This is a genomic window from Paenibacillus azoreducens (genome assembly GCF_021654775.1).
GTDB classification, from domain to species: Bacteria; Bacillota; Bacilli; order Paenibacillales; family Paenibacillaceae; genus Paenibacillus_AQ; species Paenibacillus_AQ azoreducens.
Genome location: NZ_AP025343.1, coordinates 7,272,751 through 7,287,153, shown reverse-complemented (window position 1 = coordinate 7,287,153; position 14,403 = coordinate 7,272,751). Strand labels below are relative to the sequence as shown.

Annotated in this window: 8 protein-coding genes; all 8 read right to left on the bottom strand. The window is 48.8% G+C overall.

Features of this window, described 5'->3' with window-relative positions:
- Positions 1–157: 157 nt before the first annotated feature.
- The 8 genes from L6442_RS32645 to L6442_RS32610 all read right to left on the bottom strand — a co-directional run bounded on the left by L6442_RS32645 (position 158) and on the right by L6442_RS32610 (position 14,303).
- The gene (locus L6442_RS32645; RefSeq protein ID WP_212980480.1) at positions 158–1,123 is read right to left on the bottom strand and encodes an ABC transporter ATP-binding protein; all 966 of its coding nucleotides are present in this window, start codon (positions 1,121–1,123) and stop codon (positions 158–160) included.
- Between the two features lie 4 nt (positions 1,124–1,127).
- Positions 1,128–2,108: an ABC transporter ATP-binding protein gene (locus tag L6442_RS32640; RefSeq protein ID WP_212980479.1), complete on the bottom strand. Its 981-nt coding sequence runs from the start codon at positions 2,106–2,108 to the stop codon at positions 1,128–1,130.
- A 12-nt stretch (positions 2,109–2,120) separates the two neighbouring features.
- The gene (gene opp4C / locus L6442_RS32635; protein ID WP_237100442.1) at positions 2,121–3,038 is read right to left on the bottom strand and encodes an oligopeptide ABC transporter permease; all 918 of its coding nucleotides are present in this window, start codon (positions 3,036–3,038) and stop codon (positions 2,121–2,123) included.
- Positions 3,039–3,059: 21 nt separating this feature from the next.
- Positions 3,060–4,022 carry an ABC transporter permease gene (locus L6442_RS32630; RefSeq protein WP_212980478.1) on the bottom strand — a complete coding sequence of 321 codons (963 nt, stop codon included), beginning with the start codon at positions 4,020–4,022 and terminating at the stop codon, positions 3,060–3,062.
- A 79-nt stretch (positions 4,023–4,101) separates the two neighbouring features.
- Positions 4,102–5,859: an ABC transporter substrate-binding protein gene (locus L6442_RS32625; protein WP_212980505.1), complete on the bottom strand. Its 1,758-nt coding sequence runs from the start codon at positions 5,857–5,859 to the stop codon at positions 4,102–4,104.
- A gap of 561 nt (positions 5,860–6,420) precedes the next feature.
- Complete coding sequence (locus L6442_RS32620; RefSeq protein ID WP_212980477.1) at positions 6,421–9,168, bottom strand: alpha-mannosidase; 2,748 nt, start codon at positions 9,166–9,168, stop codon at positions 6,421–6,423.
- 663 nt (positions 9,169–9,831) lie between these two features.
- Positions 9,832–12,987 carry a beta-galactosidase gene (locus L6442_RS32615; protein ID WP_212980476.1) on the bottom strand — a complete coding sequence of 1,052 codons (3,156 nt, stop codon included), beginning with the start codon at positions 12,985–12,987 and terminating at the stop codon, positions 9,832–9,834.
- Complete coding sequence (locus L6442_RS32610; RefSeq protein WP_212980475.1) at positions 12,984–14,303, bottom strand: glycoside hydrolase family 125 protein; 1,320 nt, start codon at positions 14,301–14,303, stop codon at positions 12,984–12,986. The genes L6442_RS32615 and L6442_RS32610 overlap by 4 nt, the downstream gene beginning before the upstream one ends.
- Positions 14,304–14,403: the final 100 nt, after the last annotated feature.

The window sequence follows — 14,403 nt, the reverse complement described above, 5'->3', positions numbered from 1 at the left end:
TATTTTTTATTAAATGTTATGTTAGTTGACATGAGCGAGAAATAAATATAATACGTACAAATTTACTGGAAACGCATTAATCTGTCAATGGCAAAGATATCAGGACAGCGGCTTTTGCATCAAAAAATTCATATGAAATATTAACCATATTCCTATTTCAAGCAAAATGACATGCTACAAAATGATCCTGTCCCATATTCCGGTATTGTGGGGCTTCCTCCCTGCAAATGTCTGAAGCGAGCGGGCATCTGGTATGGAATTTGCATCCTGCAGGCGGATTTGCCGGGCTCGGGATGTCCCCTTGAAGCACGATCCTCTCTCTTTTTAACGTTGGATCCGGTATCGGAATTGCGGATAATAATGCCTTGGTGTACGGATGTAGCGGATTGCGAAACAATTCTTTTTTTTCGGCCAATTCTACCATCGAACCCAAATACATGACTCCGATCCGATTGCATAAATGCTCTACCACGCTCAAATCATGGGAGATGAACAAGTAGGTTAGCTGCCGCTTCTCCTGCAAATCGCTGAGCAGATTGATGATCTGTGCTTGGATGGACACGTCAAGTGCGGACACGGGTTCATCAGCCACAATAAAATCGGGATTTAATATCAATGCGCGCGCTATGCCGATACGCTGTCTTTGGCCACCGGAAAATTCATGCGGATAACGATCATAGTGATAACTGGCTAGCCCGCAGATGTTCAAGGTTTCTATAACCCTCTCCTTCAATTCGCTTCTTTGAACCAGCCCATGGCTGAGCAACGCTTCTCCGATCGCTTCGCCAACTTTAATCCGGGGATTTAATGAACTGTATGGATCTTGAAATACAATCTGAAGTTCAGGACGAAGCTCCCGGAGTTTATCTTTCGTAAGTTTATAGATATCCTGGCCTTTAAATATCACGTCGCCGGCGGTTTTCTCATTCAGACGCAATATCGTTCGCCCGATCGTGCTTTTGCCGCATCCCGATTCGCCCACCAAACCGAAGGATTCGCCGCGGTTTATTTCAAAAGAAACGTCATCTACCGCTTTGACATACCCTACTGTACGCTGAAATACCCCTCCCGTAACCGGAAAGTATTTTTTTAAGTTGGCCACCTTCATCAACGGCTCGCTCATCGGTCTATTCCCCCTCTTTCTCAAATAGCCAGCACGCGGTTTTGTGACCGGATTCATGCTCCCGCAGGGGCGGCTCCTGCATTTTGCAAATATCCATGCAGAACTCGCAGCGGTCATGAAAATGGCAGTTATCCCCGAGCTCGATCGGATTGGGAACCTGGCCCGGAATGGTATACAGTCTTTCGCTCGTTTGATTAATGACCGGTTTTGCTTTCAGAAGGCCTTTGGTATACGGATGTTGGGGATTTTTGAACAGTTCATACACCGATGCCTCTTCTATGACCTTGCCCGCATACATCACAACCACGAAATCCGCCATTTCGGCTACGACTCCCAGGTCATGGGTAATCAGCATGATGGACGTATTCAGCTTTTTCTTAATGTCGCGCATCAGGTCCAGAATTTGAGCCTGGATCGTCACATCCAGCGCTGTCGTCGGTTCATCCGCAATAAGCAGTTTAGGGTTGCAGCTGAGGGCGATGGCGATCATAATCCGCTGGCGCATGCCGCCGCTAAGCTCATGCGGATAGGAATAGAAAATATCCTCCGCCCGCGGTATGCCGACCAGATTGGTCAGCTCCAAAGCCCGTTCCTTCGCCGCCTTGCGGTCCAGCATTAGATGCAGCATGACTGGTTCGGTGATTTGTTCGCCAATGGTGAGGACCGGGTTCAGGGATGACATCGGCTCCTGAAAAATGATCGAGATATCATTGCCGCGGATTCTCCTCATATCGTTATTGTTCAGTTTCAGGATGTCCTTGCCATCAAACATAATTTCTCCCCCGGCGATTCTGCCTGGAGGCGATTCAATAAGCCGCATAAGCGACATAGCGGTTACGCTTTTTCCACAGCCCGATTCGCCGACGACGCAAAGCGTCTCCCCTTCACGGATGGTGAAGCTGACATCGTCAACCGCTTTAACGACGCCAGTAGAAGTATGGAAATGTGTTTGCAAGTTCCGAAATTCAACCAGATTTTTCGCCATATCCGAATTCTCCTACTTTTTGGTTTTGGGGTCCAGGGCGTCTCTAAGCCCGTCGCCGATCAAGTTAATCGCCACCACCGTGATGAGAATGCAAATGCCTGGAGGAATCCAAAGCCACGGTCTTTTTCTGAAAACAATCATATCATTCGCTTCTGCAATCATATTCCCCCATGAAGGCGTTGGCGGAACAACACCAATCCCGAGGTAGCTTAACGCTGACTCATACAAAATAGCTCCGGCCACTCCGAGTGTCGCAGATACGATGATAATGGGGATGGTATTCGGCAGCAGATGCCGGAAAATTTTGCGTTTGTCACGAATTCCGAGCGCTTCTACGGCTTGCATATATTCCATCTCACGCAATGCAAGGATTTGCCCCCGAACTAAGCGGGCCAAGCCGGTCCATGCCAGAACGCCGATGATCAGCATCAGGTAATAAATCCGGTATCTAGGGTCGACTTTTAAGTCGGATAATACGGCACCCAAAATAATCAAGATCGGCAAGGTCGGTATTGCCATAAAAATATCGGTGATCCGCATAATGATCGTATCGGTAGCTTTTCGATAAAAACCGGCCAGTGAGCCTAAAGTTGCGCCAATAATGACCGCGATGGTCGTAGAAATGATCCCTACCAGAAGCGAAATTCTGCCGGCAAGCATCATCCGCAGCAGTATGTCGCGCCCAAGAGAGTCGGTACCCAGCCAGTGTGCGCTGCTTGGCGGTTTGTTTTTCATTGATAACTGATAATCATATAGTTTATACGGCGAAAAAAGCGGGCCGAAGAAACAGATCAAAAACATAATCGCCAATATAAATAGGCCGATAAGCGCTAATTTATTTCTGGTAAAACGGTGCAGTGCCATTCTCCACGGAGAAGCCGGAGCTTTTCGCCCCGTATTGGCTACATGTTCCGCCTTGGTTACATTGATAACGGACACCAGATCCCCCCCTTACTTCAAGCGAATTCTTGGATCTGCGATGCCGTACAGCACATCCGATAGCAGATTCCCAAGCAGCGTGAGCATCGCGAGAAACACCGTAAAGCCGAGCATAAACGGGTAATCCCGCATATTGATGGATTCAAGGTAAACTTGACCGACCCCCGGCCATATAAATACCTTCTCGAGAATAATTGCTCCCCCAAAAAGTGCAGGCAGTTCAAAGCCTAAAAGCGTAATCGCAGGCAGCATCGCATTCCGTAATGCATGTTTGAAGATAACGACCCGCTCGTGAAGCCCTTTGGCCCGTGCCGTTCGGATATAGTCCATATGGATAACTTCAAGCATGCTTGTTCTGAAATAACGCGTTAAACTGCCGGTGCTAAGCATTGTTAAAACAATGATGGGCAAAATCGAATGTCTAAGCACGTCCTTGATATAAGCCCAGCCTTCGGCATTCAGCCCGGCGGTTGTCATGCCGGCGATAGGGAACAGCTTTAATTGCAAAGCAAAAACCTTGATCAGCATCAGCCCTACAAAAAACGACGGTAGCGACATACATAAAAAGATGAGCAGGGTCACGATTTTATCAAAAAAAGAGTATTTATATTTAGCCGAAAATACGCCCGCAAATATCGCAATAAGCCAGCTTAACGCCAAGCTGAAAAAAGCGATGATCACTGAATTCCATACATAGTTGTTCATTACCTTGGTCACAGGTTCCTTATGTACAAGCGAGTCGCCCATATTGCCTTTAATCATGTTTCCTGCCCAGGTAAAGTATCTTTGCGCCACCGGCTGGTCCAGCCCGTAAATGTGGCGGAGCTGCTCGGCCTTCTCCCGAGTCATATTCGGGTTATCCTGCGCAGTGATATAATCTCCGGGCACAAGCGCAGAGATCGCGAAAATAATAATCGATATCCCGATCAATGTCGGGATCATCTGCAGAAGTCTGCGGATAATGTATTGTTTCATACAGATTCCTCCTGGCTTCATAAGCGGACATGCCCAGCCCCCGAACTTCTCCGGGAACTGAGCACTTGAATTTGATCGGTTATTGCGGAATTTCCACGTTATACAATCCATAAGAGAAATCTTTGTAAGGAGCCAGGTCAAAGCCTTTCACCCGTGCATTTATTGGCCACATATCTCTTCTCTGGTACATAAAGATGCATGGAACATCATTATTGATCACTTGATACATCTCTTTGTATAGTTCTTTACGTTTATTTTGATCAAGTTCCTTTCTGGCCTTTTCCATCAAGTCATCAACCTTTTTGTTGGAGTAGCCTGATTTGTTCTGAGCACCGTTCGTGATATAAATCGTTGTATCCGGATCTGCCGTTAGTCCCCATGCGGCAAAGTACATTTCGTAATCGCCCTTATTCTTCTTATCCATAATGGCATTAAAATCGAGGGTTTCGGAAACCAGATCAATGCCAAGCTCTTTATAGTTCTGGGTCATAATTGGTATGAGAGCGTTTACAACTGTGTTATCAGCCTGTGCGGAGAAATTAATTTTGAACTTCTCTCCGTCCTTCTCACGGATTCCGTCAGCCCCAACTTTCCAGCCGGCTTCATCGAGCAACTGTTTTGCCTTATCCATGTTGAATTCATAGGGGTTAATATTTTCATTCGTATATGCCCAAGATACTTTGGACTGCGGAATATTGATGACATCGGCATATTTTCCATATACGCCTTCAACGATTTCTTTACGATTCAGACCATATACAAGAGCTTGACGCACCTTCACATCCTGGAATCTCTTCTGTTTGATGTTGAATGCAACATATCCATACCCGTTTGTAGGGAAAATAGTGGTATTAAAAAATCCTGAAGACTGTATTTCACCTAAGTTATCTTCCATATTCGTGGTGAATAAATCCATGTCGGTTTCACCTGATTGCAGCATCGCCATTTTGGTTTCATCCGTTGTGGTTTTGAACACGACATTTTTAACTTTCGGGGCGCCCAAGAAGTAGTTCGGATTGGCAGTCAGATCCACCTCTTGACCTGGAGCGAACTTTGTCAGTACATATTGGCCGCTGCCAATCGGCTTATTGTTCAAGGCTTTGATCGATTCCAGATCGCCTTGTTTATAGCCCTTGCCATAATACGATTCTGGTACCATCCAGACCGTGCCAAGGCTGTCTTTCGTCATGGCCTGCGGCTCCAGTACAGTCACTTCAACAGTATTATCGTCAATAACTTTAATTCCTGAAATATCCTTGGCTTTGCCGTCATGGTATTCCTGGGCTCCTTTGATTTTCACGCTCATCATGTCGGAAGGGCCGTCATATGCTCCATCACACAATACTTTTACGGCAAAAACATAATCTTTAACGGTCATCGGCGTACCGTCGCTATATTTAATGCCTGGCTTCAGGTGGAACGTGTATTTCAAACCATCATCTGACACATCAATCTTTTCAGCCAGCGAGTTAGCATATGTCCCGTCTTTTTGAACCTCCGTAAAACTATTGAACAATGCTTTGATCACATAGTTGTCATAGGCCGTTTCCCCATAAAACGGGTTAAATATTCCTTTCGGCGCGGTCATGCCCACGATCAGCGTATCCTTACGGTTCGTTGCTGCGGCTGGGCTCGCTGCGGGATCAGTTGCCGGGAACACTCCTTCGTTTTGGGTGGCATCGTCTGTTTTCGCATCATCTTTTTTCTCATCATCTTTTTTCTCCGCATCATCCGTTTTCTTTTCACCGGCATTGTCTTTGTTGGCTTGCTCCGTTGGCGCAGGGTCTGCTCCCTTGTCCCCGCCTCCGCAGCCGGCCAGAAGTCCGCCAAACATCATAAGGCTCACCAGAAATAGCGACAGCTTTCTCTTCAAAATAAATCCCCCTTCAACTTTTTAATAAACCGCCGAAAAGCCGAAATCCAAACATAAACGTTCCGGATATCACTCCCTTACAAAAAAATAAATCCATCATCGCCAGGTGTATTAAACAAAGTCCCAATATATAACGCATTTAACGAATTAAATAACCGTCGGTCAATTGAGATTGGCAATAATGGAATAAATTATGTATGATACATTATTATGTTAATTTAAAGAAAATAATAATTGGACTTTTGAACCGCGTCAATATGTTTTTAGAACTTGATTCATAAAATTTTAAAATATATGTTTGGATGAGAGAGAAATTCATAAAAACACTTACATTTCAAAATATTGATGATTATGTTATATTATTTGACACAAAGATACACATTTCTTGTTTATTAAAAAATTTGGGGATTTTTAGCGAAAAATAGGGGATGTATTACTCTTGAGGAGAGGAGATGAACTATTCAAAAATGTTGAAACAGCAAAGAAAGGGGCCTTGATTCAGACCCCTTCTAAGCTGCTCCTAAATTAAGACTGGCGTCGGATTCCGATCGTCACAATCTCGCAAGGACCCGCCGTCAGCTCTGCCCGTCCGGAACGGATGGTAAGCTGATCATCGCTTGCTTCTTCCAAAATGGTCGTCTTGTATGCTTGCTCAGCTTCCGCAGGAAGCTGCAATTGCAGGCCGGATTCCTCCTGCTTCATGTTGTACCAACGCAGCATGTCGTCGCCGGTGTTTTCGCTCACCTTCCAAGCGGAGAAAGCCAAATTAGGGGCTTCAAACGCATAAGGAGCGTATTCGGCAGGAATGCCGCCTTCATGCAATCCGGTTTGGGTCACCGTCCAAGGAATTTGGAACTGATAAGCCTCCTGGTATGCCCCGGCGTCGATGCCCTTGCCGTTATGAGGTATGATCTCCAGTTGGACCGTATGATCTCCAAGGCATTGAGCGTCCGGCGTAGGGAAGTGTCCCCAATCCCCAAGCTCGCCTACAGAGCGAAGCAGCGTTACGGCAATCGTATTGCGGCCGTCACGCAGAACCTCGTATTCATTCAGACCGAAATTGGCCACTGTAAGCCCTGCCTCTTCGCCGCTGACATCGACAAAAGCCTGCTGATGCTGCGCATTGCTAGGATTTTCCCATTCCTTGGAAGGAATGTTGTCACGGGTGGCAATTTCGAACATCGAGTCGACATTATGCTTTGACGCCTGGATGTCGGTAGGCATGAGCATGCGTACGCGATGATCCTTCGCCTGGTTGTTAAAGCTGGCTTCGATGCGGACGCCACAGCCGCTCCGTTCCAGACTGACCAAAGTACGGATTTTCATCGGAACCGTCTCTTTGACCCGCTGCGCTTTGCGCTGAGGGAAATAGATCAATTCCACCTGCTCCTGGTCAAGCAGCTTGTCGGCGGAGGCTGGAATGGCCCAGTCATGAACGATTTCGAGCACGGCCCGGTAAGGCGTATCCTCGATCATGCGGATGGAGGCTTTCAGATCTTTGGTCGTCAGCGCCTCTTCACCTTCCGGCTGCTTGTACATATATTCGTTACCGATATCTCCGGTATCCTCATAGATCAACAGATCACTGTATACGCGTCCAGTATGTTTGTCTGTAATGGTAATGCTGCCGTTTGCCGCGGTCTCCACGCGGAGGTTGTCATTTTCCATGACATGGTCATCTTTTACAAGGGAATTGCCTGCAACCTGCATTCCTTCGGCCGCTTTGCCTCCAACGAGCGCAAAAGCCTTCAAACCGAGCGCCGGAAGCTGTTCCGCTTCAAACGTCACCCGAACGGCGCGAGCCATATACGGTTGACGGAATTTGTCGTCAGGCAGATCATAACCGAAGCGGAGTCCGAGATCCTCAAGCTTAAATGCCAGCGGTTTTCCTTGCGCATCGACCACGGCGCGGGCGCCAAGGTTCAGCTCCTTCATTTGGCGGCTCATCTCTTCAAGTGTACCTCCATCGCGGAAATACACGCGTGCGACATCGAGATCCACCGAAACGGTGCCACTGCGTTTCCAGCCTGTCGTATTAAACACGACAAACGGAACCGCATCGTCTCCATACGCGCTGAATACGGATGTGTTTACACTGTCGGCAACCGCTTGTTTGCTTTCCTCGATGATGGACTCGGCCACGTTGCGGCTTTTCGCAAAACGGGTAACCATCTCGCGATGGACCTCATCCACGCTGCAGCCGCAAATGCTGTCATGCGGATGGTTCTGCATTAACGTTTTCCAAGCGTACGTCAGCTTATCATGCGGATACTCTTGACCCGCAAGACGGGCAAACGAAGCCAGCGGCTCGGCCACCTTTTCCAGCAAAACCTGCCCCTGCTGATTCATTTGTTTCAGGTACACGCGCGCCGAAGCCGTGTTCACAAGCGTTCCCCAGCCATCGGTACGCTGGCTGCGCAGCTCGCCGCGGACAACGGACAACTCGCCTTCCTTCGCTTTTTTCACCGCATCCAGATATTTAGGGAAATTGGAATGTACGAACTCGGTATCCGGATACAGTTTCCGGGCCGTCTCCATTGCTTGAGCCAGATCGGTTTGGATCGGCTGATGGTCGCAGCCATTCATGTACAGAAGCTCCGAAGTCGAAGCATATTTCTCGGCATCGGCCAGTTTTCTGTCCCAGAAAATCTTCGCTTCCTCCGGATCTGTCGGAATCTCGTTACCGTTGCTGTACCAATTGGCGAACAAAATTCCGAGCACTTGCGAACCGTCAGGCCCTTCCCAGATCAGCTCGGAGAACGAAGATTCATATTCGGAATCGGCCACCGTATTGTTAAAGCCCGTCGGTTTGACGCCGCGGCCAAATAATGCGTTATCGATGCCGGATTGGCGCATCAGCTGCGGTGTTTGTCCCACAAGGCCAAACGTATCCGGGAAATAGCCGACTTTGGAAATCTGTCCATAACGCGCAGCGTCTTTATGCCCAACCTGCATGTTGCGGATATTGGCTTCGCCGCTGGTCAAAAATGCATCCTGCAAAATATACCATGGTCCGATGAAAATGCGTCCTTCATGGATATATCGCTCCAAACGTTCCTTTTGCTCTGGACGAACCTGCAAATAATCTTCCAAAATGATGGTTTGCCCGTCCAGATAAAAGCTTTTATACTCCGTATCTTTTTCAAGGGTATCCATCAGCACATCCATCAGGCGGATTAAACGCATGTGATGTTTTTCGTATGGAAGATACCACTCTCTGTCCCAGTGGGTATGCGAAATAATATGCGCAGTTCTTTTAGGTTGCGATGTCATAAGAGTTAATCCCCTTTCTATATGTCCGGCTCCTGCTCCGGGTAAGTCCCGCTCAGGGAACCCTGTAAGTCAGAAGTGTGGGTTTGGTTAAAGTTACATGGAATCGTCGATTTAAAAAGAGTAAGCTTCCTTTCGGGCCACATGAAGACAAGATTCGAATTGTCCATTCCCAGTGAACATGTTAGATATTGCAACACTGTTCCGAAGGAATAAATCTCGGGTGGTTTATATCACTCCGATGGGAATCTGGTACGTATTTAATCACGCACCTATTATAATAGTAGAAACTCGGATTTTAAACATGGGATAAGCGAATTATTTTCCAATTTATCCCAAAATATTTTAATTTTTATCCTGTTTTAGATCGACCAAAAATCTACCATACCTTTTTTGCTTCTATTGCTGCCAGACGAGTGCTGTAGCCGGTATTAGAACAAATGTCCACTATGGGTGGACATTTGTTTAACTCGGAAATGCTCATTTTTACACTTGGACAAAATGCCCGATTACCTGACAATTCCAAACATTGATTGATTTCCGCCTCTTGATTCACTTCGTGTTAGATATAGAATTTATTCGTTATCTAGCTACGCTGATGAAATTCTATATCGCAAGAAAACCTACCGTTGAATCGTTGGTCGCTCATCTTTGATTGGCCTCGATTCAAAAGCGAACTTTTTGAACAACCTCTTTAACGCCTTCTACCTTAATTTGGACTTCATCCGGACGATACACGGCCGTAATCCGTCCATTGCGGTCAGCGGTAAACAAGACGCTGCGGTCGCTTTCCAGCATAAAGCTGTAGGAAGCTCCGGTTTGCGGATCCTTAACCTGTACCGGGGCGTCCCAGCCGAACTCGGACACAAACACGAAGAGACTGCCGTCTTTAAAGCTTAATTTCCGTCCATATACGCCCGGAAGCTCTCCGCCGGCGATCCACTGCATATCCTGCTCCACACCCGCTGCAGCAGCCGCATAGCGGTACAATTCGATAATGGCTTCATCGCGGCCGTTCAGCTCAAGCGGAAGGCTGCTCCAAATCAAGCGGCCTTTGCCGAGCGGCACATCCACGACTTCATCCATGAAGCCGTTCGTTCCTTCGGCCTCTGCCGGGATTTCTTTGGCCACTTCCGCAATCCGGCGGTTTCCGAAGGACACCGGCAGAACGCGCCCGTTCAGGCCGAGCATTTCTTCTCTGCGGACGTTAACCAGCTTGCGCTTGCCGAGTACGCCATCAAGCCGGTCGCTTGAACGCCAGTAAGCATCAATGCCCAGAGGCCCCGTAGCCAGCAGTGTCGAGCCGGATTCCTTCACAAGCTCAAGCAGTTCATCCAGCGCTTTGCTGTCCATGTTATGCGGGCTCGGCACGATGATCAGCTTTGGCGTTTGCTGCCGCAGCGAATCCAGATGATATTCGGATGCAGCTCTGAACGGCAGCTTCAGATCGTACGACAGAAGGCGCGTCAACCGCGTTGTAGATTGGAATGCCAAAGCACGATTCGAGAAGTCATTCGAATACGGGAAAACGGCAACGATCTCCTCCAACTCACGGTTCGTAAACAAATCACGGCTTTGCGCGATGAAGCGGCCAAAGTCATAGGATACGTCCGCTTCAGGCTTCTCCGTTCCATCCGCCCGCAGTGCGCCGATATGCGACTCGTTGGCGTTGTCCATATAAAAATTCGTGTTCCAAACCCAGTGGATTGCTCCAGCTCCTCCTGTGGAGAAAGCATAGGCGTATTTCCGTTCCAGGATGTTCCGCAGCTCCGCTTCCGAGCGTTTGGCGCGTCCATCCGGCGTTTCGACGTACATAATGCCCGTTTCCTGAATCAGGTTCGGCTTGTCCGGCGTTTTGGCGAAAATGCCGTCCCAAACCAAATAATCATTAAGCCACCAGGAATGCACCGTCGTATAGTCCACCACCTTTTCATAGAAAAACGGTGAAGGACGTTGGGCGCCCAGCGCCTCATCCTGGCCGACCGTAACCAAATGATCCGGGCATAACTCCTTAATGGTGCCCACAAGCTGTTCTGCCCAGACATTATGCATATCCATTGAGAACAGACAATAATCCAACCATCTGGTACCTTTTTTCGCCTTATGCATGTCCTGTACATCGAAATTGATCTCTTCGGCCTCTGGAATGGTTGCCGATGCGAAATCCGGCAGCTGATCCGGCGACATATTCCAGGCTTCCTGCAGTTTGCGGATGCTGCCATGCCGGTTTTCAAGCCACTTAATGAAAGCTTGACGTTCAAACGGATCTCGCGCTGACCGCGGACCATCCGAGAAAATACGCGGCGGATCAAACATCGACGGTTCGTTGATCAAATCCCAATCCACATGCTTTGTTTCCGTATGGCGGCTGACAATGCTGCGGATAAATCGTTTCTGCGCCTCTACGCTTTGCGGGTCAAGGTAAGGGTTCAATCCTTCCCATGTTTCCGGCGTAAAAGAGAAGAACGTAAAGGTCACTTGCAGATTATGGCGTTTGGCTGTCAGGAAGAAAGCATCGATGGCGCGCAGCACTTCCTCCGATGCGTGCCCGTCAACCTGCATAATATTCCGGTATGCCGTCCAGATCCCCGTACGAATCCAGTTGATGCCGGCTTTGGCCATTTGGGCCATGTCCCGCTCCCAGACATCCACATTCGGCAGGAACAGAAACTTCCGTGCCACATCCGAAGTCATGTACGTCATGCCTACGACAGGCAAAGGCCGCCCATCCTTGATAAAGTAGTCGCGGCTGCGGCCAATAGGCGTACCTTCAGCCAAAAGCCGATCGTCACGTCCCCAGAAGCCATGGCGCAACACGCGTACCTCGCCATCCGGCCCGGCAGCGCGGCAAACGACCCGGTACAACCCGCTTTCTATTGCAAGCGGAACCGGAATACGGACAAAATTCTGTTCTTTGGTAACCAGCGTCTCGACTTGATGGTTCCAGGTTTCCCCGCTTCCTCCGTCATGACGGACTTCAAGCTCAAAACTCCATTTTTCAGGAGCGAGCCCGCGGGACTCCCCGCGCTGCAAAATTTGCGTCTGCAAAGTAAGCACGGCATGCTCGCCGGCTTCATAAGAAGCATAATTCGGCTTCAGCGACAGCTCCGTAACCCCTTTCGCGCAAAAACGCGCCCAGGCGGTTAAATGAGATGCGCCGCCGCCCTGCCAAAAAGCTTCCGTCAACGGCAGGAAAATAAACATCCAGCGCGAGCCGGCAAAGGTAACGCGGGAATTCTCCCATAAAACAACCGGAGCGGCAATATCTCGCCCCTCATGGCTGACGCCTCTCAGCAGCGGATAAATCTGCGTGCTCATCGGACCGACAGAGCCCATCTGATGCGGCAAATCGCTGCTTTTGGTTGTATGCGGCACCAAATTCCAGACATCCGCCAGTTCAAACAGCTTTTCCTGGCCTTGAAGCAGCGGAATGCTGTCGAAAACTGTAAGGGAAGCTACTTTGGATGTATCTACCCGCAGCGCTTCATGAATATACAGCTCCTGATGGTAAGCCGTTTGTTCCACTTCGGGGCTGTAAACGCCGTTTTCCAGCGCAACCGGGTATTTAAACGGCGCTCCCCCCGCGCTGATCATACTGCCTCCCCTATGCAAAAAGGCGGAGATTTCGGTCCATGCCGATTTCGGGAAGTACGGGGCATGCAAATTGACGAAACAGCCGTGATCCAGACCGCGAAGCGCTTCCGCCAGCTCCCCTGCATGTACGGCCTTGACTCCGGCAGCTTCCTTGAAAGCCCCTGCCGGCGGGAGCGTACCCGCCGCCGGGAAATCAGGATCGCATAAAATAATGATTTTTTGCCTCATAGAAAACCTTCCTTCATTGCTTTATACACCAGCTGGGAGAAGAGGCTATTGGACCACGCGAACCATTTCCGCGTGAAAATCGTCGGGTCGTCGGCATGGAAACCTTCATGCATATAACCCGTGTCCGCGTCGGTAGCTTCCAGCATCGCGATCATTTCCAGTTTTTCTTCAGCCGTTTGCGCAGTCAGCCCCTGCATGGACAATGCCATATGCCAGATATAATCCTCCGGCGTATGCGGGCTGCCGATGCCTTTAGCCGCTTTTCCTTCGAAATAGAACGGATTTTCTTTGCTCAGCGCAAACCGTCTTGTATTTTGATAGATTGGATCATCAGCCGTCGTATACCCCAGATAAGGGATAGACATCAGTCCTGGCGTACCCGCGTCATCCATCAGGCAGTAGTTGCCGAATCCGTCCGTTTCATAAGCGTAAATCGGTCCGAATTCAGGATGGCGGTAAATTCCGTACAGCTGAATACCATGATTAACTTCGATCTCAAGTTCCTTAAGCTCCTCAAGCAGCTCCATATCGCGGAATACCCATTCGGCGAACTCCTGCATTTGGCGCAGAGCCACAACCGCAAACATATTGCCCGGAATGTTGTAATGGAAATCGCATGCATCGTCGCTGGAACGGAAGCCCGACCAGATCATGCCTGTGTAGTTGACCGGCATGCCGAGTCCATTATTGCGCAGCGAATCGCATAGAATGCCGTTGTTCCGGGTAAAGCGGTAAGGAGATTTTTCGAAATGATGCTGCTCGGTCTTAAATACGTCAATAATGGTCCGCAAAGCCTTTTTGAAATTGGCGTCGAATATATCCGTAAGTTCCGTCTCTTTCCAATACATGTAGGCCAGACGGATGACAAAGCAAAGGGAATCAATCTCAAATTTGCGCTCCCACACCCAAGGGGACATTTCGGTCTGATCGGTCGTATTCCAATGCCAGTCATTGGCCGATTCATTAAAGGCGTTAGCATATGGATCGATCAGCACATAGTTGACATGCCGTTTGATCAGGCCGCCGATAATACGCTGCAAGTCAGCGTCTTCTTTGGCAAATGGCACATAGTGAATAACCTGCTCCACGGAGTCGCGCAGCCAAGAGGCCGGGATGTCGCCCGTAATGACAAAAGTCGTGCCGTCCTCCATAAGTTTCGTTGTCGTTTCCAGCGTATTCGGGAAACAGTTCTTGAACAGCTGCAAAAGCTTGGGCCGATGCGCCAGCTTTTGCTCCGCTTCTTTGATTACGTCCTGGATTGCCTGCGGCAGTTCCAGCTTAGGCATAGGTATTTTTGGCAATCTGAATTGTTCCATTTTGAAGAACCTCCATTATAAGCGCAAATGAAATAATAGCATTATCTTATCGTTCACGAATTAAGTCAATAACAGCCGGCATGATAGCAAAAAATACACA